At 63.6% G+C, this 23,972-nt stretch carries 20 protein-coding genes, 2 tRNA genes and 1 riboswitch; of the genes, 8 read left to right on the top strand and 14 right to left on the bottom strand.

Annotated features, from left to right (window positions below; translation table 11 throughout):
- Positions 1-8 precede the first annotated feature (8 nt).
- Positions 9-158 (bottom strand): hypothetical protein, encoded by a 150-nt coding sequence (locus tag EP837_RS21260; protein ID WP_197486250.1) that lies wholly within the window; start codon positions 156-158, stop codon positions 9-11.
- Positions 159-270: 112 nt separating this feature from the next.
- Here EP837_RS21260 and EP837_RS07995 point away from each other — a divergent pair.
- Positions 271-345 (top strand) — tRNA-Thr (locus tag EP837_RS07995).
- Between the two features lie 43 nt (positions 346-388).
- Here the strand turns inward: EP837_RS07995 and EP837_RS07990 are convergent.
- The 5 genes from EP837_RS07990 to paoA all read right to left on the bottom strand — a co-directional run bounded on the left by EP837_RS07990 (position 389) and on the right by paoA (position 7,146).
- Positions 389-1,099, bottom strand: a complete 711-nt coding sequence (locus EP837_RS07990; RefSeq protein WP_197486249.1) for a Crp/Fnr family transcriptional regulator — start codon at positions 1,097-1,099, stop codon at positions 389-391.
- A gap of 132 nt (positions 1,100-1,231) precedes the next feature.
- Positions 1,232-3,241 (bottom strand): TonB-dependent receptor, encoded by a 2,010-nt coding sequence (locus EP837_RS07985; protein WP_225870516.1) that lies wholly within the window; start codon positions 3,239-3,241, stop codon positions 1,232-1,234.
- A gap of 100 nt (positions 3,242-3,341) precedes the next feature.
- The gene (paoC, locus tag EP837_RS07980; RefSeq protein WP_066526189.1) at positions 3,342-5,558 is read right to left on the bottom strand and encodes an aldehyde oxidoreductase molybdenum-binding subunit PaoC; all 2,217 of its coding nucleotides are present in this window, start codon (positions 5,556-5,558) and stop codon (positions 3,342-3,344) included.
- Positions 5,555-6,511, bottom strand: coding sequence for an FAD binding domain-containing protein (locus tag EP837_RS07975; RefSeq protein ID WP_066526187.1), 957 nt, complete (start codon positions 6,509-6,511; stop codon positions 5,555-5,557). The genes paoC and EP837_RS07975 overlap by 4 nt, the downstream gene beginning before the upstream one ends.
- Positions 6,508-7,146, bottom strand: coding sequence for an aldehyde dehydrogenase iron-sulfur subunit PaoA (gene paoA, locus EP837_RS07970; RefSeq protein ID WP_066526185.1), 639 nt, complete (start codon positions 7,144-7,146; stop codon positions 6,508-6,510). The genes EP837_RS07975 and paoA overlap by 4 nt, the downstream gene beginning before the upstream one ends.
- Positions 7,147-7,399: 253 nt before the next feature.
- On the opposite strand from paoA, the gene EP837_RS07965 reads away from it, so the two are divergent.
- A tRNA-Gly gene (locus tag EP837_RS07965) sits at positions 7,400-7,474 on the top strand.
- Between the two features lie 166 nt (positions 7,475-7,640).
- Here the strand turns inward: EP837_RS07965 and thiC are convergent.
- Both thiC and EP837_RS07955 read right to left on the bottom strand, forming a co-directional pair.
- Positions 7,641-9,500, bottom strand: coding sequence for a phosphomethylpyrimidine synthase ThiC (thiC, locus tag EP837_RS07960; protein ID WP_066526183.1), 1,860 nt, complete (start codon positions 9,498-9,500; stop codon positions 7,641-7,643).
- 11 nt (positions 9,501-9,511) lie between these two features.
- A complete protein-coding gene (locus EP837_RS07955; RefSeq protein WP_066528972.1) occupies positions 9,512-9,919 on the bottom strand; it encodes a DUF2065 family protein in 408 nt (135 codons plus the stop codon).
- A 50-nt stretch (positions 9,920-9,969) separates the two neighbouring features.
- Positions 9,970-10,080, bottom strand: a riboswitch (TPP riboswitch).
- 84 nt (positions 10,081-10,164) lie between these two features.
- Here EP837_RS07955 and EP837_RS07950 point away from each other — a divergent pair.
- Positions 10,165-10,461 (top strand): hypothetical protein, encoded by a 297-nt coding sequence (locus EP837_RS07950; protein ID WP_066526178.1) that lies wholly within the window; start codon positions 10,165-10,167, stop codon positions 10,459-10,461.
- A gap of 18 nt (positions 10,462-10,479) precedes the next feature.
- On the opposite strand, the gene EP837_RS07945 is transcribed toward EP837_RS07950, so the two are convergent.
- Entirely contained in the window at positions 10,480-11,853 is a 1,374-nt protein-coding gene (locus EP837_RS07945) for a cytochrome P450 (RefSeq protein ID WP_156518430.1), read from the bottom strand.
- Positions 11,850-12,977: a hypothetical protein gene (locus tag EP837_RS07940; protein WP_066526176.1), complete on the bottom strand. Its 1,128-nt coding sequence runs from the start codon at positions 12,975-12,977 to the stop codon at positions 11,850-11,852. The genes EP837_RS07945 and EP837_RS07940 overlap by 4 nt, the downstream gene beginning before the upstream one ends.
- A gap of 22 nt (positions 12,978-12,999) precedes the next feature.
- On the opposite strand from EP837_RS07940, the gene EP837_RS07935 reads away from it, so the two are divergent.
- Entirely contained in the window at positions 13,000-13,293 is a 294-nt protein-coding gene (locus tag EP837_RS07935) for a hypothetical protein (RefSeq protein ID WP_066526174.1), read from the top strand.
- 5 nt (positions 13,294-13,298) lie between these two features.
- A complete protein-coding gene (kdsA, locus tag EP837_RS07930; protein ID WP_066526171.1) occupies positions 13,299-14,120 on the top strand; it encodes a 3-deoxy-8-phosphooctulonate synthase in 822 nt (273 codons plus the stop codon).
- A 59-nt stretch (positions 14,121-14,179) separates the two neighbouring features.
- Here kdsA and EP837_RS07925 read toward each other — a convergent pair whose 3' ends face one another.
- From EP837_RS07925 to EP837_RS07915, 3 genes are all read right to left on the bottom strand, one after another.
- A complete protein-coding gene (locus EP837_RS07925) occupies positions 14,180-15,445 on the bottom strand; it encodes a glutamate-5-semialdehyde dehydrogenase (RefSeq protein WP_066528965.1) in 1,266 nt (421 codons plus the stop codon).
- 129 nt (positions 15,446-15,574) lie between these two features.
- Positions 15,575-16,201, bottom strand: a complete 627-nt coding sequence (locus EP837_RS07920; RefSeq protein WP_066526169.1) for a class I SAM-dependent methyltransferase — start codon at positions 16,199-16,201, stop codon at positions 15,575-15,577.
- 149 nt (positions 16,202-16,350) lie between these two features.
- Complete coding sequence (locus tag EP837_RS07915; protein ID WP_197486248.1) at positions 16,351-18,645, bottom strand: CDC48 family AAA ATPase; 2,295 nt, start codon at positions 18,643-18,645, stop codon at positions 16,351-16,353.
- A 337-nt stretch (positions 18,646-18,982) separates the two neighbouring features.
- Between EP837_RS07915 and EP837_RS07910 the strand changes: the two genes are divergently transcribed.
- Together EP837_RS07910 and EP837_RS07905 are read left to right on the top strand one after the other, a co-directional pair.
- The gene (locus EP837_RS07910) at positions 18,983-19,864 is read left to right on the top strand and encodes a LysR substrate-binding domain-containing protein (RefSeq protein WP_066526166.1); all 882 of its coding nucleotides are present in this window, start codon (positions 18,983-18,985) and stop codon (positions 19,862-19,864) included.
- Positions 19,865-19,956: 92 nt separating this feature from the next.
- Positions 19,957-21,120: a GGDEF domain-containing protein gene (locus EP837_RS07905; protein WP_066526159.1), complete on the top strand. Its 1,164-nt coding sequence runs from the start codon at positions 19,957-19,959 to the stop codon at positions 21,118-21,120.
- A gap of 37 nt (positions 21,121-21,157) precedes the next feature.
- Here the strand turns inward: EP837_RS07905 and EP837_RS07900 are convergent, their stop codons facing one another.
- Positions 21,158-21,829, bottom strand: coding sequence for a glutathione S-transferase family protein (locus EP837_RS07900; protein ID WP_066526157.1), 672 nt, complete (start codon positions 21,827-21,829; stop codon positions 21,158-21,160).
- Between the two features lie 172 nt (positions 21,830-22,001).
- Here EP837_RS07900 and acs point away from each other — a divergent pair, with 172 nt between their 5' ends.
- Entirely contained in the window at positions 22,002-23,945 is a 1,944-nt protein-coding gene (gene acs, locus EP837_RS07895) for an acetate--CoA ligase (RefSeq protein WP_066526156.1), read from the top strand.
- Positions 23,946-23,972 lie beyond the last annotated feature (27 nt).

The following is a 23,972-nucleotide window of genomic DNA, read 5'->3' as shown; positions in this document are numbered from 1 at the left end:
GGCGGAACTTAGCTCCCCCGCTCGTCCTCATCCTTCGGCGTGGAGACAGGCGGTGGAGATTCGCTCGTCCCCTCGCGCGCCTGCGCCTTGCGACGGCGCAGATTGTCGCGCAGAGCCTGCGCCAGCCGTGCCTTGCGATCGTCCTGCCCGCTTGTCATGGCCGCGCCATAAGCAAATTGCGCTGCCCGCCGCAACCCGCCTTGACAAGCGGGACGCGCGCGGCCATAGGCCCGGCTCCGCAGCCCGAAAGGCTCTGCGGATGGTGAAAGTGCTGCCGTAGCTCAGTGGTAGAGCGCATCCTTGGTAAGGCTGAGGTCGCGAGTTCAATCCTCGCCGGCAGCACCATTTCCCCCCTCCTCCTGATCGACAGCGAGAAAAAATGTCTGGCTCAGTGTAAGGGCTTGGGCAGCCAGCTGAGATCCTGCGCCAGCGTCCTTGCGGACACACCGCTGAGCCTGCGCAGCGCGGCGATGTCGAGCAATTCGATGCTGTGACCGTCGCGCAGGATGAGCTTCTTTTCCTCCAGCCCACGAAACACCCGATTCACATGGACGGCGGTGAGACCGATAGTGTCGCCAATCTGTTCCTGGGTCAGCGGATGCTCAAAGCGCGGGCCCATGTCCGGCCGGATACGTTTCAGGCGATCGTGAAGATGCACCAGAAAGGCGGCAAGGCGGCATTCGGCCGAGGTGCGGCCGATCGAGCAGAGCCGGTCCATGAGGATCACCCGTTCCTGCTGCGCGCTGAGGAATAGCAGCGCCGCCATGTGCGGGGTGCGCATGAACAGGCTTCCCAGCGCCGAAAGGCTGATCGGCCGCAGCTTGACGGGCGTGAGCGCGGTCAGCGTCTCAGCCGCGCGGTCGAGCGCGACGCTGGGCGATCCCAACATATCGCCCGGCAGGTGGACTTTCACGATCTGGCGGCTGCCATCCGCGAGCGTCATGCTGCTCAGGACCCAGCCATCCACCAGCATATAGACGGATTGCGGCCTATCCCCCTCACGCCGGATCGTGCGATTGCGGGCCACGCTTTGCACAGGGCCTGCCAGGCTGGCAAAGATTTCCAGTTCCGCCGGGCTGGGCGAACGGAATTCGGTCAATCGTGCTTGGGGGAAGGGAACCCCAGTGGGGTCATCTGAAAACGCGCGCACACAGCCTCAAGTCGGATCGTTCCGGCCGCTGTAGCAAAGGGTGCGCCTGCCCTCACTAAAGTGGAGCAAGAAGCACGCAGTTCAGCGGGCTAGCGCCAATCCGACCCACAAGGTGCGCGGCGTGCCGAGATCGATCGAGCCCCCCGCATTGCGCGTGACCACCTCTTCATCGAAGAGATTCTCGCCGCGCGCAACAACCGTCAGCCCGCGCGCGAGGGGCACTCGAGCGACGGCATCGACCGTGAGCGCACTAGGGAGAATGTCGGTCTGAAGGTCGTCTTCAAATTGCCGGGACACATAGCGCAAGGTCGTGGAAAGCTGCGGCCCCCTAGCAGCTTGCCACGACAGCGTGGCGCTGGCGGCGTGCCGAGGGCTCTGCGCGGGCGTGAGGCCGTCGAAATCCTCGCCCGGCGCGCGGACGCTGCTGTGGCTGTAGGCATAGGATGCCGCCAGCTGAAAATCGCCCGCGCGGGCCGACGCGGTCAGTTCGATGCCCTTGGCCAGGATACGATCGATATTCTGCCGTTCCCGCACGACGATGGTTCGGCCGTTCACGACCGAGGAGCTGAGCGTGACATTGCCGATCGCATTGTCCAGGCGATTGTAAAAGGCGGTGGCCGCGAGCGTGACCCCGGCGACGGGCATGAGATCGACCCCCGCCTCCATCCCTTTCAGCTTTTCGTTGGCGAGCGCGGGATTGGCCTGCGTCGTCACCATGGATGCGGCAGACGCCACCACGAACGGCCGGTATAGTTCATTGAGGGTCGGCAGGCGGAAGCCGGTATAGGCGGCCCCTCGCAGGGTGAAAGCTTCATTTATCCGATAGAGCAGACCCGCGCGGCCGGAATATTCCCACCCGCTGCGGTCAGGAAATTCGTTGGCGACAGGCACCGCCGCAGTGGCGCGGAAGAAGCCATCGCTGATCGACCAGCGATCCGCCCGGGCGCCTGCGGTCAGCACCAGACGGCCGATCGTCCAGTCATCCTCGGCGAAGAAGCCGGTGGTCAGCTGCTTGCCCCCGGCGTGGCGGCGCGCCGTGACGGGATTGCTGGGCAAGCTCGCATTATAGGCATTTTCGAACATATCGCCGCTCGCGAACCGGCTATCGGCGCCGATCCGGAGCAGGTGAGCATTGCCTACGGGGGGACGCAGTTCGATCTTTCCTCCAATGCCGGTCGACGGCGTGGCGCGCTGATCGAGCGATTTGCGGAAGGGCGGCGTGGCCGAAATCACGATGTTCGTGAAGTTGCGCGCCTGCAGATAGGCGAGCGTATCAACCTGCCAGCGCCCGCGAGAGACATAGCGGATGCTCGCATCCTGCCCTTCACTCATACTGTCCGCGCCACGAAAGCGCAGCGTGCGCTGGTCACGGAACAGCGTCGTACGAAACTGCAGTTCCGACGTGGCCGACAGGGGGGCGACCGCCCGGAGATTGGCCGACCAGCCGTCATAGGCAGCGGGAACCGTGGCGGCGACGCGCTGACCGGCGGGCGTCGTCTGAAAGCCGTCGCCCCGGTCCCAACGGCCCGAAAGGGTCACATAACCGCTGCCCAGATCGGGTGAAACGCTGGCCGACAGCTCGGACGAATCGCGGCTGCCATAAAGCGCGCTTGCGGCGATGAGCGGCAGCTGATCGCGCGTGGCGCTCGCCAGTTCGATGGTTCCCGCGACGGCGCCCGCGCCGAAGGGCCCCACCCCACCGCCCCGCGTGACCCGGATGCCGGAAAGACGCTCAGGCGTCAGCGCGCTAAACGGGATGTAGCCAAAGAAGGGATCAGCCATCGGCACGCCGTCGAGCAGCAGCAGCGTGCGACTGGACGCATTGCCGCCCAGCGCCCGCAATGTCGCGCCCTGGGCGGACGGATTGGCGGAACGGCTGTCGGAGCGGCGGAACTGCTGAAAGCCTGCGACATCGCTCAGGACATTTTCCAGACGGCCCGACGCGCTGTTGAGAAGGCGCTCCCGCTCGATCACTACCGATCCATAAGCGGGCGTGCCGGGCGGCAGCGGTAGGCCCGCGCCGGTGATGACGATACGGGCCTCGGGCCTCTCTCCCACCCCCGGCTGGGCAGCGGCAAGCGAGGGCAGCATGGCACAAATTATATACGATAGTGCATATTTCATGCCGCAGCCTTAAGCCTCCCCTTTCCTCCTGGCAATGGGAAGGCTCAAGCGGAAAGGGGCTGCGCCGTCAAGTGAGCGCTGAGCCGTCCGCCCGCGCCAGCAGCTTGTCGATGGTAAGCGGATAGTCCCTGAGCCGGATGCCCGTCGCATTATAGATCGCGTTCGCGACGGCCGCTCCCGCGCCGCAAATGCCGAGTTCACCAACGCCCTTGGCCTTCATGGGCGAGCTTTTATCGTCCAGCTCATCCAGGAAGAAGACATCCTGCTCCGGAATGTCGGCATGCACCGGCACGAGATATTCGGCCATGTCGTGATTGACGAAGAAGCCGAAGCGGGTATCGACCGTCAGTTCCTCCATCAACGCGGCGCCAACGCCCATCGTCATCGCGCCAATGACCTGGCTGCGCGCCGATTTGGGATTGAGAATCCGTCCGGCAGCGAAGGCTCCGCCCATGCGGCGAACGCGCACCTCCGCCGTATCGATATCGACGCCCACTTCACAGAAATGCGCTCCGAACGTCGCCTGCGCATAGCGTTTGGCGAGATCGCCGAACTCGATGCGATCCTCCGCCCACAGCCCGTCGCGTCCCGCCAACGCGCCAAGTTTTTGCGACTTGTTGCCCAGTCGCACCAGACCATCCTCGAACAGCGCCTGATCGGCCGGAAAGCCCGCCGCCTCGGCCAGCTTGGCGCGCAACGCCACGCAGGCGGCATAGACGCCGGCGGTTGAACTGTTGGCCCCAAACTGTCCACCCGACCCCGATGAAACCGGATAGCGACTGTCGCCCAGCCGCACTGTCACGCCATCGAGTGGCACGCCCAGCATTTCCGCCGCAGTCTGGCCCAGGATCGTATAGCTGCCGGTGCCGATGTCCGTCATGTCGGTTTCCACGATCACATGACCACGCGCATCCACGCCCACCCGCGCCCCGGAGGGCGCGACCAGATTTCCGCGAAAGGCGGCCGCCATGCCCATGCCGACCAGCCAGCGGCCGTCGCGAATCTGTCCTGGCTTGGCGCTGCGCCGCTCCCAGCCGAAGCGTTGCGCTCCTTCACGCAGGCACTCGACGAACTTGCGGCTTGAAAAAGGCCGCTGCGGCCCCGCCTCCGGATCATATTGCACATCGTTGCGGATACGGAGTTCGACTGGATCGACGCCGCACGCTTCGGCCAGTTCGTCCATCGCAACTTCCAGCGCCAGCATGCCGACCGCTTCGCCCGGCGCGCGCATGGCATTGCCTTCGGGCAGGTCAAGCTTGGCCAGGCGATGGGACGTCAGGCGGTTCGCGCCGCGATACAGCTGCCGCGTCTGCTGCGCCGCCAGTTCCGGACTGCCGCCTGGCAGGTCGCCAGACCAGACCTCATGCGCGATCGCATCGATGACGCCGTCCCGGTTTGCGCCCAGACGGATGCGCTGAATCGTCGCCGGGCGATGCGTCGTATTGTTCGGGATTTGCGGGCGGGCGAGCGCGACCTTTACCGGCCGGCCCACCGACCGTGCGCCAAGCGCCGCCAGCAGCGCGTCGGCGCGCAGGAACAGCTTCGCGCCGAAACCGCCGCCTATATAGGGCGCGACAACCCGGACATTGGCCTTGGGAATTTTCAGCGTACGCGCCATTTCGTCAACCGCCCAACCGACCATCTGGTTGGCGGTCCAGAGCGTAAGCTTGTCGCCATTCCAGGCCGCCGTGGTCGCATGCGGCTCCATCATCGCATGGCTTTGATCGGGGGTCGTATAATGTTGATCGATCTTCACCGCCGCCTTGGCGAAGGCCCCTTCGAAATCGCCCGCCTTGCTGTCGGGATCGCCGCCAAAGCCCGGCTGTGGAACGCCCGCCTTGCCGCGTTCGGCGGCAAGATCGTAGCGGCCTCGTTCCGGCGCATAATCGATGCGTAGCAGCTCTGCGGCGTCGCGCGCATTTTCGAATGTATCGGCGATTACCAGAGCAACCGCTTGATCATAATGTTCGATCTGCGGCCCGCCCAGCAGATGCGCCGTGTTCATATTGCCCTTGCCGAGCTGCCCCGCATTCTGATGCGTGATGATCCCGAGCACGCCAGGCGCGGCCTCCGCCGCACGCAGATCGATAGATCTGATCTGCCCCTTGGCGATGGCCGATCCGACGATCCAGCCATAGGCTGCATTGGGCGCGACATCATGACGCTCATAGGCATAGGGCGCGGTGCCGGAAACTTTCGCCGGCCCGTCTATACGGTCATGAGGAAGCCCGACGACGCGGCCGCGATCTATGGGATTGTTGGTGGCAGGCGTGTCGAACTTCACGACCGGGCCTCCTTCTGCTGAAAGACGGATACAAGCGTGCGAGCGGTCAGCCCCTGCTTGAAAGCGTTCTGCGCGGTGGGCCGTGCTCCGGCCAGCGCCGCCTCCGCCACGGCAGCGGCTCCTCGTGGCGCGGCGGCTTCTGCGGCTTCGACCCGCCAGGGCTTGGGAGCAAGGCCGCCAAAGGCGAAGCGTGCGCCGCCATCCTTGCCGAAAACGGCCGCCACTGAGACGAGCGCAAAGGCATAGGAACTACGGTCCCGAACCTTGCGATAGACATGGGCGCCGCCCAGCGGCTGGGGCAACGTGACCGAAGTGATGAGTTCGCCGGGCTTCAGCACATGTTCGACATGCGGCGTATCGCCAGGCAGCAGGTGAAAATCCGCGATCGGAATGGACCGGCGCGCGCCATCTGCGGCCAGCGTATCGACATTGGCGTCGAGCAGCCGCATCGCCACCGCCATGTCGGACGGGTGCTGGGCAATGCAGGCGTCGCTCGTGCCGATGATCGCCAGGCTGCGGCTGATCCCCTTCAACGCGCCGCAGCCACTGCCGGGCTTGCGTTTGTTGCAGGGCATGCGCGTGTCATAGAAATAGGGGCAACGGGTGCGCTGGAGCAGGTTTCCAGCCGTCGTCGCCTTGTTGCGCAGCTGGCCCGATGCCCCGGCGAGCAGGGCGCGGCTCAACACCGCATAGTCACGGCGCACCGTCTTGTCGGCAGCCAAATCGGTATTGCGCACGAGCGCACCGATCCTGAGGCCGCCGTCTTGCGTCCTTTCGATCCGGTCCAGGCCAAGGCGATTGACATCGATCAGATGGGCAGGCGTTTCGATCTGCAGCTTCATGAGGTCGAGCAGGTTGGTGCCCCCCGCGATGAAGCGGGCGCCCGGCATGCTGGCGGCGGCCTTCGCCGCTTCCTCGGGACTCGCGGCGCGGCTGTAGCTGAAGGGTCTCACGCGTTGTCCTCCCCTGCTGCATCGCGGATGGCGGCGATGATGTTGGGATAGGCGGCGCAGCGGCAGATATTGCCGCTCATCCGCTCGCGCAGTTCCGCGTCGCTAAAGGCGACCTTCTCAAGATTCGCCGTTGCATGACTGGGGATGCCAGCCTCCATCTCCTCCAGCATGGCGACCGCCGAGCAGATTTGCCCCGGCGTGCAGTAACCGCACTGATAACCGTCATGGGTGATGAAGGCGCGCTGCATCGGGTGCAGCTTTTCAGGCGATCCAAGGCCCTCGGTCGTGGTCACTGTCTCGCCTTCATGCATGACCGCCAGCGTCAGGCAACTGTTGATCCGCCGCCCTTCGACGATGACCGTGCAAGCGCCGCACTGGCCATGATCGCAGCCCTTTTTGGTGCCGGTGAGGTGCAGATGTTCCCGCAGTGCATCCAGCAACGTGGTGCGCGGGTCGAGTTGCAGATGCGCTTCCCGGCCATTTACGGTCAGTTCGACGGCAACCATGGGCTCTCCCTTGCTCGATTGGGGCTGGCGTCCCGGCGCAGCCTGCGCCTGACCCACGGCCGGAAACGCTGCAGCGGCCGCCGCGCTCCCTTGCAAAAGGCCGCGGCGCGTCAGATGGTCGGACGTCATAAGCCTCTCCTCCTGTTACCGGCTCGATCCCATGACGAAGCACGGCCGAAGATGATCCTGGATTATCCGAAAAGATGCAGGCCGCAGACTAACAGCGAGCCGCGTCACGCCAAGCCGAAAAAGACAGGATGCAGATGCAGACAGCGATTTGAAGAAATTTACGCTGCCCGCCATTTCTCCCTTGCCGAGGTGAATAAGCGCTGCTAGTTGCCCGCCTCACCCGCCGAGAGGGACATCTCCTCCGGCCGCCAGAGCGGGCGTAGCTCAGGGGTAGAGCACAACCTTGCCAAGGTTGGGGTCGAGGGTTCGAATCCCTTCGCCCGCTCCAGATTTCCCAGAAACTTTCATTCCATCATCGATGTTTCTGGGGCAGGACTACTCCTCATCGACATAGATAAGCCGCCGCGACCCGCCAGCCTTGGCGCCCGCGCGAATGCGATTTCATCACTGGTGAAGGTTGGTGAGCAGGCGCCGCGACCTGCTCACCCGTTCCGTCAATCGCGCTCGCGGTCGCCAGCGCCCATATAAAGTTCGCTGCCGGTCTGCCGGAAGATCTCGCTCATTTCGGCCATGCCTTTCTCCGCATCTTCCGCAGCGATGAAGGCGTCCGCGGGCTGATTCTGCTTCGCGGCGAAATCCCTTACCTCCTGCGTGATTTTCATCGAGCAGAATTTGGGGCCGCACATCGAGCAGAAGTGCGCACTCTTCGCGCCCTCGGCCGGCAGCGTCTGGTCGTGATATTTCTCCGCGGTGTCGGGGTCGAGCGACAGGTTGAACTGATCGCGCCAGCGGAATTCGAAGCGGGCGCGGCTCAGCGCATCGTCACGGACCTTGGCGGCCGGGTGGCCCTTTGCAAGGTCGGCGGCGTGGGCGGCGAGCTTGTAGGTAACCACACCCACCTTGACGTCGTCGCGATCGGGCAGGCCCAGATGCTCCTTGGGCGTGACGTAGCAGAGCATCGCCGTGCCGTACCAGCCGATCATGGCCGCGCCGATGCCGCTGGTGATATGGTCATAGCCCGGCGCAATGTCGGTGGTGAGCGGCCCGAGCGTGTAGAAGGGCGCCTCGCCGCAGGCTTCGAGCTGCTTGTCCATATTCTGCTTGATCTTGTGCATCGGCACATGGCCGGGGCCTTCGATCATCACCTGCACATCCTGTTCCCAGGCGCGCTTGGTGAGTTCGCCCAGCGTATAGAGTTCGGCGAACTGCGCCTCGTCATTGGCGTCGGCGATTGATCCGGGGCGCAGGCCATCACCCAGCGAATAGGCGATGTCATAAGCCTTCATGATTTCGGTGATCTCGTCGAAATGTTCGTAGAGGAAGCTTTCCTTGTGATGGGCCAAGCACCATTTCGCCATGATCGACCCGCCGCGCGAGACGATGCCGGTGACGCGCTTGGCGGTCATCGGAATATAGGGCAGGCGCACGCCCGCATGGATGGTGAAATAATCCACGCCCTGCTCGGCCTGCTCGATCAGCGTGTCGCGGAAGATGTCCCAGGTCAGTTCCTCGGCAATGCCGCCGACCTTCTCCAGCGCCTGATAGATCGGCACGGTGCCGATCGGGACCGGCGAGTTGCGCAGGATCCATTCACGGGTGTCGTGGATGTTGCGGCCGGTCGACAGGTCCATCACAGTATCCGCGCCCCAGCGGATCGACCACACTAGCTTGTCGACTTCGCTCGCCACATCGGAGGCGACGGCGCTGTTGCCGATGTTCGCGTTGATCTTCACCAGGAAATTTCGGCCGATCGCCATCGGCTCCGATTCCGGGTGGTTGATGTTGTTGGGGATGATGGCGCGGCCGCGCGCGACCTCGTCACGGACGAACTCGGGCGTCACATAATCGGGGATTTCCGCGCCCCAATCCTGGCCATCACGGACAAATTCGGCGAGGCGGGCGCGGCCGAGATTCTCGCGCTCGGCGACATATTCCATCTCCGGCGTGATGATGCCGCGGCGGGCATAATGCATCTGGGAGACGTTCATACCCGGCTTGGCGCGCAAGGGGCGTATGACGAGGTTGGGGAAGGGCTGGACGCCGCCGCTGCGGTCGGGACCTTTGAGGCCATTGTCCTCCGGCTTGATCACACGGGCGTCATATTCCTCGACATCGCCACGGCCGATGATCCAGTCACGGCGCAGTTGCGGCAGGCCCGCCATGATGTCTATGCGCGCATTCGGGTCGGTGTAAGGACCAGAGGTGTCATAGACCCGCACCGGTGGCTCGCCGCTGCCCGGCTCCAGATCGATCTCGCGCATGGCGACCTTGAGCGGGCCGACATGGATTTTGCGCGAGCCACGGATGGGGCCAGTGGTGACGCGCATTTCGGTGCGAGCTGGAATGTCGGCCATGGATTTTCCTTTCAGACGATTGCGGTGGCGCGGCCAGTGAGGCCGGCGAGGAAGAGGAGGGTGCCAAGGATGATGCTGGCGATCGCCCAGGCACGAGTGAATTTGACCGACCAGCGGCCGATCCTGATGAGCGGCCCCGGCACGGCAAGCAGCAGCGCGCCTTCGATCAGCGCCATATAGCCGATCAGCGACACGATGATGGCAAGCAGATCGGTCCAGATGCTGTGGATAAGAACGAGCGCAGCGCCCACCGTGAATACAGGAAAACCCAGAGCCATGACGAGACCGGGTGAGCGCTCCAATTCCTCCATCATCGCGCGCCAGCGCAGTGGCGCAACAAAGCCGCCAATGCCCACGACGATCATGTAAAGGCCGATCGCTTCGGCCAGGCGCAAGCTAAGGACGGAAGTCGTATCCATCGGCAGTCCGTCCTCCTCTTGTCGCGCGTGGCGGAGGTTGGGCGGATTGTTTTTGACAAGCCGTCCCTCCCTACGCCGGTTTTAACCGGATCAGGTTCAGCGGGTCGCAGCCACATCAGCCGCCTCTCAACCGCCTGTGAGCGGTCCCCCGGGGATCGCGACTGGATAGCCGAAACGGGCACCAAGCGAAAGTCCCCTTGGCGGGCGCTGGACAGGATCAGCGTTTTTCCGCTCTACTGTCGGGCATGAAGCATCATGATCTGTCCACCAAGGAAGGGCGCAAGGCGCACCGGCACGAACTGCGCATGGTCGCCGTCCGGCCGCGCCGTTGGGGATTGTGGCTGCTGACGGCGGGATTTCTGCTGCTGCTGACGCCATCGGCGCTCAATCTTCACAGCCTGTTCGGGCTGTGGCCGCCGATGCTGGGCGCGGTCTGCATCCTTGCAGGTACCCCTTTGCTGGTGGCGAGCGTGGTGCTGAAGCGGCGCTATAGGCGGCAACGCGCAGCGGGGCAGGCAATGGTGGGCAGGATCGCAGGCTGACAGCGGGTAGCGAGTTCGCTAGGCTTCGATTCCGCCGAACATCAGCTTCATCCCGCTCCTGGGCCGGATCGTCAGGCGGCTGATCGGCTCCGGCTTGAACCCCTGGGGCACCGACAGGCGATAGCGTCGCACTACGCTGGCGATCACCGTCATCACCTCCTGCTGGGCGAAGCCCGCACCTACGCAGACGCGTGGCCCCCGGCCGAAGGGGAACCAGGCTTGGCGCACCATCTCCGCATTGGCGGGATCATCGAAGCGGTCGGGGTCGAAACTGTGCGGACAGGCCCAATTGTCCTTGTTCCGCTGGGTCAGCCACGGCGCGACGACCAGCATCGCGCCCTCCTCCAGTTGCTTGTCCCGCATCGGCATGGGGCAGGTGACTTCGCGCGGAAAGAAAGCGACGGGCGGATAGAGGCGCAGCGTTTCGCGGAAGATGTTGCGGATCGCGCTCATGTCCTTGAGCATCGCGGCGGTGAGCGGGGCGTCGCCGGTAAGCTCGACAACCTCAGCGCGGGCAGCGGTTTGGATATGGACGCATTCGGCCAGCATGTAGAGCGCCCAGGTCATGGTGCTGGCCGAGGTTTCATGGCCCGCAAGGAAGACGGTGGATACCTGGTCCATCACTTGTTGAATGGTGAAAGGCTCGTCGGTTTCCGGGTGCCTCGCTTCGATCAGCGACTGCAGAATATCTCTATGAGGCGCTTCACCGCCCTGATGGAAGCCTTCATAACGGGCCTCGACAATGGGGCGGAAAACGTCGTGGATGGCCTTGGCGGGCTTCAAGGACCGCTTTTCGAACCAGCCGGCGGGGAAGCCATAGAGGCGCAGCATCGAGGCGCTATGGGCCAGCCTCTGGAACTTGCCGAAGGCGGTGTGAATGATGTTGGAGCGATGTTCGTCCAGCGCTTCCGAAAACAGCGTGCGGAAGATGATGTCTGCCGCCACATGGGTCATCATCGGGTCGATATCGACCGGCTTGGCTCTGTCGGCGGCGTCGAGACGGGCGAGCAGATCGTCAGCGGCCGCGACCATCAGCGGCATGGAACGATTGAGCGCGGTATGAGCAAAGGCCGGGTTCACCATGGCGCGCTGGCTTTCCCAATCCTCGCCATTGGCCGAGAAAACGCTGTTGCCGATCAAAGGAGAGAGGTTGCGGACCAGCTCGCGATGCTTGGGAAAGGTCGTGCCGCCGCGCAGGATCTTGTCCACCAGCGGCAGCTCGTTGGCGATGTACATGGTCTGGCCGGGCATGCGGATTTCGCCCAGCTTCATCGTGTAGCTCTTTTCGAAGAGCACATGGATCCAGCTGTGCCAGCCGCGCAGGAAGCGCTTCATCAGGCCGCGCTTGGTGCGGGGCGGCTCAGGATAGGGTGGAGTAAAAGCGTCCTTCACGGGATGGTCCTGAACTGTTCAATGGCCTCATCGACCGTGCGGCGGCCCGCGGTGAGGCTGACATAATCTACCGGTGACACGCGGTCGCCCACGCGCAGATAATCGAAATGCGCCTCATATTTGTTCGACCAGCCGCTGTGATAATTGTCCGGGTCGTAAAAAAGGTGGAAGCGTGGGGACAACAGGTCCACGCGGGCCGCGCAACGGTCCGACACAAGGCGGATCGGATGCACGTCATAATAGGCCGCGCCGTCCGGGGGGGCCGAGAAATCGACCAGGCGGAAATGCTTGTCGTCCAAGGTCTTCAGATCGTCATGATACCAGGCGGCATCCTTGCGCAGCGCGATGACGGGAACCACTTGGCCCAGTGTTAGAAGGATGAAATTGGGGGGCAGCGGCTTGTCCCCTCGCAGTTCGAGGATGCGGCGCAGCACGCTCATCGCATAGATGGTGCCGTTGCTGTGGGAAGCGAAGATGACCTCGTCATAAGGCCCATCCATTTCCTCCACGATGCGGGCGGCGAACTGATCAAGGCGCGCGTTCATCTCCTCGCCCGGACCACGGGCGGCGACGCTATGATTATAATACATGAAGCGCAGCAGCCAGGGCACGATCAGCTTGTTAAGGAGTCGGCCCGACAAGGCCATGCTGACGGCGACGCCGATCAAGGCCGCAGCCCAGAAGGGCATCAGCAGCGAAAGCAGCAGCGCAGGGATCAGCGCCAGCGCCAATGGAATCAGCACCCCGAGCAGCGGCGGGTAGAGGATGGTGATAACCGGCCCTGGCCGCAGCTTACGCATTCGCAGGAACTGCATGTGCCGCGCATGCGCACCGTAAGTGGCGATCGATCGCCACGCTAGCAACAGCGGGTTGCGGATCCACACCTTGCCGACCAGATCCTCCCAGCGGAGAAACTCATAATCGGTCTCCACCCCGGCGCTGTTGTTCGTGACGGTCCAGATGGCGGATGACGCAGGGCCGGAGCGGCGCGCGCTGACCTCCACCTCCTCGCCCGACAGGCGGGTGTAAGTGGCGGCCTGCTCGCGATACATCTGGTGATAGAACCGCACCCCGCGCGGATCGAAACCGCCAAGGTAGAAGACTTTACGCTTGAACTTTTCCATGGCCCCTGTTCCACATCGGGCCATGACGACACCCGAACGCGACTATTGCTATTTCATAGACCACCGCAAATACAACCGAAACATCGGCTGCCGGCGCCACGACAATGCCTATGGCATCAACGGTGGCGGCAGCGAGCGGGATCGGTGGCGGGCGGACTTCGCCTTCTACCGGCATATGCGGGACAATGGCGACCCGATGGCGCTGCCGTCGTTGGCCGCCTGCCTGGTCTTTGGCTGGTTCTGTTGGAATTATCATGATGGCAAGGGGCTGTGGCGGGGGCAACTCTTGCGCCGTTTCGTGAAAGCGCCGAAGTGAACGGCATGACCAAACATGTTTCCATCGGGCCGCTGACGATCGGCAACGACCTGCCCTTCGTCCTGATCTCCGGCCCCTGCCAGATCGAAAACCGCGATCATGCGTTGATGATGGCGGACAGACTGTCCGGCATCGCTGCGAAGGCAGGCGTGCCGTTCATCTTCAAATCCTCTTTCGACAAAGCGAACCGGACCTCCGTCTCCGGGCAGCGTGGTGTAGGCATAGACGCCGGGCTTTCGATCCTGGCCGAGGTGAAAGCGCGCTTCGGCTGCCCCGTGCTGACCGATGTGCATGACGCGGGCCAAGTAGAGGCAGCGGCAGAGGCGGTCGATATCCTTCAGATTCCGGCCTTCCTGTGCCGCCAGACCGACCTGCTCCTCGCAGCCGGACGGACGGGCGCAGTCGTCAATGTGAAGAAGGGTCAGTTCCTGGCGCCGTGGGACATGGCGGCGGTGGCGCAGAAGGTCGCCTCAACAGGCAACGAGCGCATCCTGCTTACCGAGCGCGGCGCGAGTTTCGGCTACAACGCATTGGTCAGTGACATGCGATCGCTGCCGGTCATGGCGCAAACCGGCTATCCGGTAGTGTTCGACGCCACTCATTCGGTGCAGCAGCCGGGCGGGCTTGGATCAGCCTCTGGCGGGCAGCGGGAATTTGCGCCCGTGCTGGCGCGTAGCGCGGTTGCAGCAGGGGTAGCAGCGATCTTCGCCGAGGCGCATGACGATCCGGACAATGCGCCTTCCGACGGCCCTGTCATGCTGCCACTGGAGTGGATTCAGCCGCTGCTCGGAAAGCTGAAGGCCATTGACGCGGCGATGAAGGGATAGTCCTACCACTGTTCGTTTCGAGCCCTTCTCCACAAGCCCGAACCGAACGGTAATAAGGGTTACGGTCGGGTCTGTCCGGTACCGCGCACCATCCATTTATAGGTCGTGAGCCCCTCAAGAGCCACGGGCCCGCGCGCATGAAGACGTCCGGTCGAAATCCCGATCTCCGCACCGAGGCCAAACTCCCCGCCATCGGCGAACTGAGTCGATGCGTTCCACATGACGATCGCGCTATCGACGGCGTTCAGGAAGCGCTCGGCCTTGGCCGCGTCCTCGCTAATGATCGCGTCGGTATGGTGGCTGGCATGGGCGGCGATATGGGCCAGCGCCTCGTCCAGCCCATCCACCACGCGAACCGAAACGATGGCGTCGAGATATTCGGTATCCCAATCCTCGTTGGACGCAGGGGTGACGCGGCTGTCGATCGCCTGCACGGCTTCGTCGCCGCGCACTTCGCATTTGGCATCGAGCAGCGCCTTCACGATGGCAGGCGCTCCCGCAAATGCCTTGTCGATCAGCACCGTCTCGGTCGCGCCGCAAATGCCGGTCCGGCGCATCTTGGCGTTCACCACCAGCTTGACCGCCATCTCGGGATCAGCTGCGCCATCGACATAGCTGTGGTTGATGCCGTCGAGATGCGCCAGCACAGGCACGCGCGCTTCTTCTTGGACACGCGCCACCAGGCTCTTGCCGCCGCGGGGCACGATCAGATCGATGAACTCGGCCGCCTTGAGCAGAGCGCCCACCGCCGCACGATCGGTGGTGGGGACCAGTTGCACAGCGTCAGCGGGCAATCCGGCAGCTGCGATCCCCTCGGCCATGGCGGCATGGATCGCGCGGTTGCTCTCCTTCGCCTCACTGCCGCCGCGCAAGATCACGGCGTTGCCAGCGCGCAGGCAGAGCGCGGCCGCATCGGCGGTCACATTGGGGCGGCTTTCATAGATGATGCCGATCACGCCCAGCGGCACGCGCACCCGGCTCAACTCCATGCCATTGGGGCGGACCTGCTTATCGATCACGCTGCCCAGCGGATTGACGAGCGTCGCCACCTGATCGACTCCCGCCGCCGTCGCGAGCACCCGATCCTCGTCCAGCCGCAGCCGGTCGAGCATGGCGGGCGACAGCCCGTTGGCAGCGGCGTTTTCCATGTCGCGCGCATTGGCCGCAATGATCTGCGGCGCCTGGTCGCGCAGCGCCTGAGCCGCACGGCGCAGCGCATCGATCTTCTGCGCGTCGCTCGCGCTGGCCAGCACTGCGGCGGCGGCGCGCGCGCGCGCGCCCATGGTCGCAATCAGCATTTCGGGGGTCTGGGTGAGGTCGTTCATCTTGGTCTGGCCTTTCGCCCGCGCCCTTAGCATGAAAGCGCGCCGAAGCGAACCCATATGGGCAGCCCACGGCCAAATCACGGGTCGCAAAATGGCTCAGCCGTTGGTGCGGCAGCATGCTGTCGGGGATTACGCCGCCTGGGCGAGACTCTCCGTCTTCATGGCCCGGAACATGCGGCAAGGGGGAATATTGCGCCACTCGACGCGCTCAGCGACCTCGTTGAACTGTCCCTGCAGTAACCCTCGCACGAAGGCCGAATATTGATAGACCAGGAATTCGCCACCTGGCCGGATCGCCCGCTGCGTCTCCGCGCAGATCAGTTCCCCCACTCCATCGGGCAGGGTCGAGAAGGGAATGCCCGACAGGATATAATCCGCCTGCCGAAGCCCTGCCTCCGCGATGAAGCGGCGCACGTCCGCCGCCGATCCATGCACGACGCGGAGCCGGGGATCATCGATCTGCGCCTCCAGCCAGGCGACGAAATCCAGATTGAGATCAATCGCCAACAGCGTGGCGTCGGGGTGCATCCGCTCCAGGATCGGTCGGGTGAACGTGCCCACGCCAGGGCCATATTCCACGAACAACCGGGTCCGTTGCCAATCGACGCGGTCCAGCATGCTGTTCACCAAGGCAGGCGAAGAGGGAATGACCGAGCCGATCATCCCCGGATGCTTCACGAACTGCCGGAAGAACATACTCCACTGGCCCAGGAACGACGCCGGATCTGCTTTTTTCTTCAGGGGAATGGAGGCCATCAATACTCGCCTGTTTGCCATCACATCAGGGCGTTGCAAATATCGGCATGTCTTGCAAGCCGCTTTGCACGCTGGCGGACTCACGTCCGGCCTGGGTTAGCGAACGCGCGGATTGCGGATGGGTTCAATCCGCAATCCGCTAGCCCTTGTTAAGATTGACGATCGCGCGATCGCAGCATGTCGGGAGACACAAAGCCGATCGGCTCGACGCGCATGGCGCTCTGTTTCAGCTGCGCCTGTATCTGCTCATATTCGCGCTCCATTTCCGGCGTGACCGAGGCGCGGGTTTCCTCAAGCGCTGCTTCGAAATGCGCATGCCCGACCTTATCGACCGACAAGGATTGGCGCAGCGCGACCAAGCCTGCCCGACGCACCAAGTCCTCCAGGTCCGCACCCGTAAACCGCTCGGTGCGGGCCGCCAGATCATCCAGATCGACATCCTCGGCCAGCGGCATCTTACCCGTGTGGATCGCCAGGATGCGCCTACGCCCGGCCTTGTCAGGCACAGGCACATAGATGAGTTCATCAAAGCGTCCCGGCCGCAGCAAGGCAGGGTCGATCAGCGTCGGCCGGTTGGTCGCGCCGATGACGACCACCGACTGCAACTCTTCAAGCCCGTCCATCTCGGCAAGGATGGTGTTCACCACCCGCTCCGTCACCGCCGGTTCGCCCAGGCCACCGCCACGCGCCGGGACCAGGCTATCCAGTTCGTCGATGAAGATGACGGTCGGCGCCACCTGCCGCGCGCGGGCGAACAGGCGGGCGATCTGCTGCTCGCTCTCGCCATACCATTTGGACAGGAGGTCGCTCGACTTAGTCGCAATGAAATTCGCCTGCGCCTCTCGCGCAACCGCCTTCGCCAGCAGGGTCTTGCCGGTGCCGGGCGGCCCATAGAGCAGGAACCCCTTCGCCGGACGAATACCGATGCGGCGGAACGCGTCGGGGTCTTTCAGCGGCAACTCCACGCCTTCCTTGAGGCGCATTTGCGCATCGTCCAGGCCGCCAATGTCGGCCCAGCCGATATTGGGCGCCTGCACCATTACCTCACGCATCGCGGAAGGCTGGACACGCTTGATCGCCGCCATGAAATCATCCCGCGTGACCGACAGCTCCTCCAGCACATCGGGCGGAATCGTGCCTTCCTCCAGATTGAGGCGCGGCATGAAGCGGCGCACCGCCTCGATCGCCGCCTCGCGGGTCAGCGCGGCTAGGTCGGCGCCCACAAAACCGTAGGTCATCCGCGCCAGTTCGCCGAGATCTACGCCCTCAGCGAGCGGCATGCCGCGCGTGTGAATACCCATAATCTCGCGCCGGCCGCGCTCGTCGGGAACACCGACGATGATTTCGCGGTCGAAACGGCCTGGCCGGCGCAGCGCCTCGTCGATCGCTTCGGGCCGGTTGGTGGCGGCGATGACGACCAGATTGGTGCGCGGCTCCAGGCCGTCCATCAGCGTTAGTAACTGCGCGACCAGCCGCTTTTCCGTTTCGCCGGTCACATTGCCACGCTTGGGCGCGATCGAATCAATCTCGTCGATGAACAGGATCGAGGGGGACGACTTCGCCGCCGCCTCGAATATCTCGCGCAGCTGCTTTTCGGACTCGCCATAGGCCGACCCCATGATTTCTGGACCGTTGATCAGGAAGAACTCGGCCTCCGATTCATTGGCGACCGCCCGCGCCAGGCGCGTCTTGCCCGTTCCCGGCGGGCCGTGCAGCAATACGCCCTTCGGTGGATCTACGCCTAAGCGTTCGAACAGTTCAGGATAGCGCAGCGGCAGTTCAACCATCTCGCGCAGTTGGTCGATAGCCTCGGCCATCCCGCCCACATCGTCATAGGTGACGTCCGCCCGCCGCAGTTCGCGCGGCTCTTCATATTCGGCGCGAAGTTCGATCTCCGTATCCGCATCGATCTGGACGACGCCCTTGGGCGTGGTGGACACGACGACAAGGCGGATTTCCTGCAGCGCATAGGCAGGTGCGGCCAGCATTTGGCGCAGCTGAGGCGGCATGTCGCCCGGCGGCACCTGTTGCTGCCCGGCTGTCGCAACGATATCGCCGGACGCCAAGGGCCGCTGAAAAAACACCCGCTTCAGCGCGTCAGGATTGCCCTGAAGTCGCAGGTTATTTTGTGCAGGTGCGAAGACCACACGCTGTGCCGCGCGGGGTTCGACCTTGCTGATCTGCACGAAATCGCCCGACCCGACACCGGCATTAGCGCGCTGCAGGCCGTCGAGGCGCAGCACATCCAGCCCTTCATCTTCCTTGTACGGCCGCACCACGCGAGCGGGCGTGGACCGCTTGCCAGCGATCTCGATCACGTCGCCTTCAGCGAGGTCGAGTTCCGCCATCACCGCCAATGGAATGCGCGCAAGCCCACGGCCTGCATCCTCCGGCCTCGCATTGGCCACCTGAATCCTGCGTTCCGGGCTGTCCTGTTCGGCCATTGCCATCCCCATTCTTGTCACCGCGTAACGAGATAGGAAACGTCAAACGCCAAGGAAAGAGCCCGAGGATGATAATAAGCCGAGACAAAAAAAGGGCCGGCCCAAAGGCCAGCCCGGAAAGTTTTAGGAGAGGATGCCTGAAAGGCCTTTTCTATGTGCGCTGCAGCATGTAATTTCGCAAGTGCGAAAAGAATCAGGGAGTTGCAAATTTTGCATCTTGCCAGTTGACGCATTTTCCTAGTGGGTAGAAAGAGGCTGGTCATGGCTGGACCTGACCTTCCCCATTCCGGGATGATGACGCGTCGCAGCAGATCAAATGCTAAGCTATTGACCGACTATGCGCAGATTGCCGCCCCTTACTGCCCTTGAGGCCTTTGTCCAGGTCGCCCGGCTCGGCTCGGTGAAGGCTGCCGCGGAGGAACTGGCTCTTTCAACGCCCGCGCTCAGCCGCCGCGTTCAGGCGCTGGAGCGTTTCATCGGGCGTCCGCTTTTCGACCGCAAGCATCAGGCGCTCGAAATCAATGCCGACGGGCAAAAGCTGCTCGACGACATCGCGCCAGCCCTCGATTCCCTCAGCCAAGCGCTGGAGAATATTCAGAGCGGCGGCAATCAGTTGCGCCTGCGCCTGGCGGTCATGCCCCTTTTCGCGACGCAGCGGCTCTTCCCCCATCTGGGGGCGTTGCGGCAGAAGCATCCGCAGCTCCATATCGATATCGAAACGACCCCCTATGCAGTCGCACGATTGGGCGAAGGACTGGATGCCGCGATCGTTCTCGCCAAGGATATAGACCCGGCGCTTTACGCCCATGAACTGGATCACGACGAGGTCTATCTGATCGGGCGCAAGGCGCTGCTGGAGCCGCCGAATCTGCTCGCCTCCCCTGCCGATCTGGCGCAGCACACCATCCTTCTGCACCGCGACATGGTGATGTCGTTCGACGCCTGGAAGGAAGCGGTCAAGCTGCCCGACCTGCAGCCGTTGGCGATCGACAATTATGATTCCGGCCAATTGATGCTGGAGGCCGCGGCGCAGGGGCTTGGCATCGCAGTCATGCACGCCAGCCATTATAATGAGGCCCAGGACCCGCGGCTGGTGCGGCTGTTCCCGGAGACCCGGGTGGAAAGCCCCTATCGCTATTATTTCGTCTGTCGCCCGCGCGCGCTGCAGACCCGCGCGGTACGCATTTTCCGTGACTGGCTGATCGGCGCCGACATCTGACGCACGGGAAAAATGGGCTGCCGATCAGGGATTTGTGATTTTTAGCCTTTTGCGCCCTTAACCTTGTTCGCTACGGTCCGTTATACCGGGGCATGACTGGGGCATCATCATCCGTAAATCCGCAGCACGGCCTGGCTGACCGCCTGACGCGATGGGCCCGTGGCCTATCGGGCAAGGGCGACGCCGAAGAGGACGTGGAGGACGCTGAACCGCAGCGTGGCCGTGCGGGCAGCAGCGCGCACCGCGAGGTCAATCGCCGCCGCAAGCTCTATGACGAGATCGGCCATTTCCTCTTCGCGCATGATCTGGACCTGACGCCGCTCAATTTCGGCGTGGCGCATGATTATCTGACCGGCGCGCAGATCGGCGTCGAAAAGGCGATCAGGGCCGTTCTTGCCGAGCGCGGCAAGATCAGCAACAGCTGGGTGGAGGAAATCGTCGCCGAGCAGCGCGCCGACGAAGTGACGCCCGAGGCGCTCTCCACCATGCTGGCGAAGGTCGAGGAAAATCTGTCCGAATTTACCGGCCTGATGACCGAATCGCGCAACTCCGCCAAGGATTATGGCGCAGCCCTGCAGGAAGAAGTGAAGGGCCTCGCCGCTGGCGGCGATAATGAACCCGTGCTCGCACGGCTGGTGGCGCTGACCCGGTCGATGGTGGAAAAGACCCGTCAGGTCGAAGGCCAGTTGCGCCAGAATGAGAAGCAGAACCACGCCCTGCGCTCAAGCCTCGCCAACGCCCGCCGCGCCGCCGAGCATGACCATCTGACCGGCCTGCCCAACCGCCGCGCCTTTGAAGGCACGCTTCGCGAGGAAGTCGCCACGGCCCAGAAGGAAGGCCAGCCGCTGGCCGTGGCCTTCTGCGACATCGATCATTTCAAGGTGATCAACGACACCCACGGCCATGACACGGGCGACCGGGTGCTGAAGTTCGTCGCGGGGTTGCTCGCCAAGATCAGCAACGACCAGTGCCATGTAGCACGCCACGGCGGCGAGGAATTCGTCATGCTGTTTCGCGGCAAGACTGCAGCCGAAGCCTGCGAGGCGGTGGACAGCGTGCGCCAGGACCTTGCGACCCGCAGCCTCGTCAACCGCACCAATGGCGAACGGATGGAACGGGTGAGCTTTTCAGCCGGCGTGTCCAACGTGCTGGCCTATGACGATCCGCGCGCGGCGCTCAAGGCCGCCGACCGCGCGCTGTACCTGGCAAAGGAACATGGCCGCAATCGCGTCTATCTGGCTGCGGAAATCGACTGACCATCCTTCCCCTCCTGCAAGCGGAGGGGAATGCCATTCAAAAATCCGGCTTCTCATAATGAGGCGGCGGCGTGATCACCTCCATCCGCTCCGACAGCAGCGGCCGGAAGGAAGGACGCGACTTGAAGCCTGCATACCAGCGCTTCACCGTCTCATGGCCCGCCCAGTCGATGCCGCCGAGATAATCCGCCACGGAAAGATGTGCGGCAGCGGCAATGTCCGCCAGGCTCATCGTCCCGCCTGCCATCCAGCTGCGGTGGTCGAGCAGATAATCCATATAATCCATGTGCACATTGGCGCGCTTCATCGCCTCGCGCAGCACCCGGGCGTCGGGGGGCGCACGTTCGATCAGGCGCTTTTTCATCCGTTCATGCAGCAACGGGCCGACGACATCGCCATAGAAATTCTGGTCGAAAAAGGCCACCAGCCGCCGCACCTCAGCCCGGCCCGCCGCCGTGCCGGAGATCAGCGGGAATTTCTCCACCGTCTCCTCAAAATATTCGCAGATCGCCTGGCTGTCGATCAGCGTAACGCCCTTTTCGACGTCCACCATCACCGGCGTCGTGCCTGCAGGATTGAGGTCGAGAAACTCGTCGCGCGCTTCCCAGGGCGACTCGCGCACCAGATCATAACCCACCCCCTTTTCACCGAGCAGCAGGCGAATCTTGCGCGAGAAGGGACAAAGCGGGAATTGGAAGAGCTGCCACATAGCTTTCCTGTTAGGCGGAGCTAGCCCTCTCGGAAAGCAGCAAAATCGCTCGCTCTTGCTTAATCCCGGCGCGATAACGGTGAAAACTTTGGCCATAGAGGCGCGATCCGGGCTTCCGATGATCGGATACAGTCTCTAGAGGGGCAGGCGACCGCAAAGGAAAGGATGCCTGATGTCTGACGATTTTTTCCCGGTACCTTCGGAATGGGCCGCTTCGGCGCTGCTCGACCGGGATGGACGTGCGGCAGATTATCAGCGATCGATCCAGGACCCGGACGCCTATTGGCTGGAACGGGTGAAGCGGCTCGACTGGCTGACCTTCCCTGCCAAGACCAATGAGAGCAGCTTCAACGAAGCTGATTTTGGCGTGAAGTGGTTTGCCGACGGCGTCCTCAACGTCAGCGCCAACTGCATCGACCGCCACCTTGCCGAACGTGGCGATCAAACCGCCATCATCTGGGAACCGGACTCCCCCGACGCTGAACCGCGCCGCTACACCTACAGGCAGGTTCATGAGGAAGTCTGCCGCTTCGCCAATGTGCTGAAGAGCGCGGGCGCGAAAAAGGGCGACCGCATCACCGTCTATCTACCGATGATCCCGGAGGCCGCCTTCGCCCTCCTCGCCTGCGCGCGGATCGGCGCGATTCACAGCGTCGTCTTCGGCGGCTTCTCGCCCGAGGCGCTGGCCGGACGCATCATCGACTGCGATTCAACCCTCGTCATCACCGCCGACGAAGGTTGTCGCGCGGGCAAGAAGGTGCCGCTCAAGGCCAATGTCGATGCGGCGCTGAAGGACTGCCCCGGCGTCAAGACGGTGGTGGTCGTCCAGGCAACCGGCGGCGCCGTCGCGATGCAGGATGGCCGCGACCTGTGGCTGCATGAGGAAGCGGCCAAAGCTTCCGCCGACTGCGCGCCCGAACCGATGAATGCGGAAGATCCGCTGTTCATCCTCTACACCTCTGGTTCGACCGGCAAGCCCAAGGGCGTCCTGCACACCACCGGCGGCTATTTGCTCTGGGCCAGCCTGACCCACGAACTCTGCTTTGATTACCGCCCCGGCGACATCTACTGGTGCGCGGCCGATATCGGCTGGGTCACCGGCCACAGCTATATCGTCTATGGCCCGCTGGCGAACGGCGCGACCACGCTGATGTATGAAGGCGTGCCCAACTATCCGACCGCCAGCCGTATTTGGGAAGTTGTTGACCGCCATCAGGTCCAGACCATCTTCACCGCTCCCACCGCCCTGCGCGCGCTGATGAAGGAAGGCGACGAGTTCGTGCGCTCGACCAGCCGCAAGTCGCTGCGCCTGCTCGGCACCGTGGGCGAGCCGATCAATCCCGAAGCCTGGCGCTGGTATCATCATGTCGTCGGCGAGGATCGCTGTCCGATCATCGACACGTGGTGGCAGACCGAAACGGGCGCCGCCATGATCGCGCCGATGCCCGGCGCCACGGACCTCAAGCCCGGCTCCGCTACCCTGCCGATGCCGGGCGTGGTGCCGCAGATCGTCGATGGCGAGGGCAAGGTGCTGGACGGCACGGCCGAGGGCAATCTGGTCATCGCGCAGAGCTGGCCCGGCCAGATGCGCACCGTCTGGGGCGACCATGAACGCTTTTTCCAGACCTATTTCACGACCTTCCCCGGCAAATATACGACCGGCGACGGCGCGCGGCGCGATGCGGACGGTTATTATTGGATCACCGGCCGGGTCGATGACGTCATCAACGTGTCCGGCCATCGCATGGGCACGGCAGAGGTCGAAAGCGCGCTCGTCCTGCATGAAGCAGTGGCGGAGGCCGCTGTCGTGGGCTTCCCGCACGATATCAAGGGCCAGGGCATCTATGCCTATGTGACGCTGAACAGCGGCGAAGAGCCAAGTGATGCTCTGCGCAAGGCGTTGGTTGCCTGGGTCCGCACCGAAATCGGGCCGATCGCGACCCCGGACGTCATCCAGTTCGCGCCCGGCCTGCCCAAGACCCGTTCGGGCAAGATCATGCGCCGCATCCTGCGCAAGATCGCGGAGGGCGAGGTTTCGGCCCAGGCGCTGGGCGACACAAGCACGCTCGCCGATCCGTCGGTGGTGGATAATCTGGTCGCCAATCGTCAGGGGTAAGCCGCCACCATCGGAAGAGGGTCAGCC

Origin of the sequence: Sphingobium sp. EP60837, assembly GCF_001658005.1 — a bacterium.
In the GTDB taxonomy this organism is placed as follows: Bacteria; Pseudomonadota; Alphaproteobacteria; order Sphingomonadales; family Sphingomonadaceae; genus Sphingobium; species Sphingobium tyrosinilyticum.
This window is presented reverse-complemented; position numbering and strand designations above follow the sequence as displayed.

Excerpts from the sequence above, each read along its gene's own strand:
- EP837_RS07940 (WP_066526176.1), bottom strand. The coding sequence starts at position 12,977 with ATGGAAAAGTTCAAGCGTAAAGTCTTCTACCTTGGCGGTTTCGATCCG.
- EP837_RS07905 (WP_066526159.1), top strand. The coding sequence starts at position 19,957 with ATGACTGGGGCATCATCATCCGTAAATCCGCAGCACGGCCTGGCTGAC.
- EP837_RS07955 (WP_066528972.1), bottom strand. The coding sequence starts at position 9,919 with ATGGATACGACTTCCGTCCTTAGCTTGCGCCTGGCCGAAGCGATCGGC.
- EP837_RS07925 (WP_066528965.1), bottom strand. The coding sequence starts at position 15,445 with ATGAACGACCTCACCCAGACCCCCGAAATGCTGATTGCGACCATGGGC.
- EP837_RS07935 (WP_066526174.1), top strand. The coding sequence starts at position 13,000 with ATGACGACACCCGAACGCGACTATTGCTATTTCATAGACCACCGCAAA.
- kdsA (WP_066526171.1), top strand. The coding sequence starts at position 13,299 with ATGACCAAACATGTTTCCATCGGGCCGCTGACGATCGGCAACGACCTG.
- EP837_RS07900 (WP_066526157.1), bottom strand. The coding sequence starts at position 21,829 with ATGTGGCAGCTCTTCCAATTCCCGCTTTGTCCCTTCTCGCGCAAGATT.
- EP837_RS07950 (WP_066526178.1), top strand. The coding sequence starts at position 10,165 with ATGAAGCATCATGATCTGTCCACCAAGGAAGGGCGCAAGGCGCACCGG.
- EP837_RS07910 (WP_066526166.1), top strand. The coding sequence starts at position 18,983 with ATGCGCAGATTGCCGCCCCTTACTGCCCTTGAGGCCTTTGTCCAGGTC.
- thiC (WP_066526183.1), bottom strand. The coding sequence starts at position 9,500 with ATGGCCGACATTCCAGCTCGCACCGAAATGCGCGTCACCACTGGCCCC.
- EP837_RS07920 (WP_066526169.1), bottom strand. The coding sequence starts at position 16,201 with ATGGCCTCCATTCCCCTGAAGAAAAAAGCAGATCCGGCGTCGTTCCTG.
- EP837_RS21260 (WP_197486250.1), bottom strand. The coding sequence starts at position 158 with ATGACAAGCGGGCAGGACGATCGCAAGGCACGGCTGGCGCAGGCTCTG.
- paoA (WP_066526185.1), bottom strand. The coding sequence starts at position 7,146 with ATGACGTCCGACCATCTGACGCGCCGCGGCCTTTTGCAAGGGAGCGCG.
- acs (WP_066526156.1), top strand. The coding sequence starts at position 22,002 with ATGTCTGACGATTTTTTCCCGGTACCTTCGGAATGGGCCGCTTCGGCG.
- EP837_RS07985 (WP_225870516.1), bottom strand. The coding sequence starts at position 3,241 with ATGCTGCCCTCGCTTGCCGCTGCCCAGCCGGGGGTGGGAGAGAGGCCC.
- EP837_RS07915 (WP_197486248.1), bottom strand. The coding sequence starts at position 18,645 with ATGGCCGAACAGGACAGCCCGGAACGCAGGATTCAGGTGGCCAATGCG.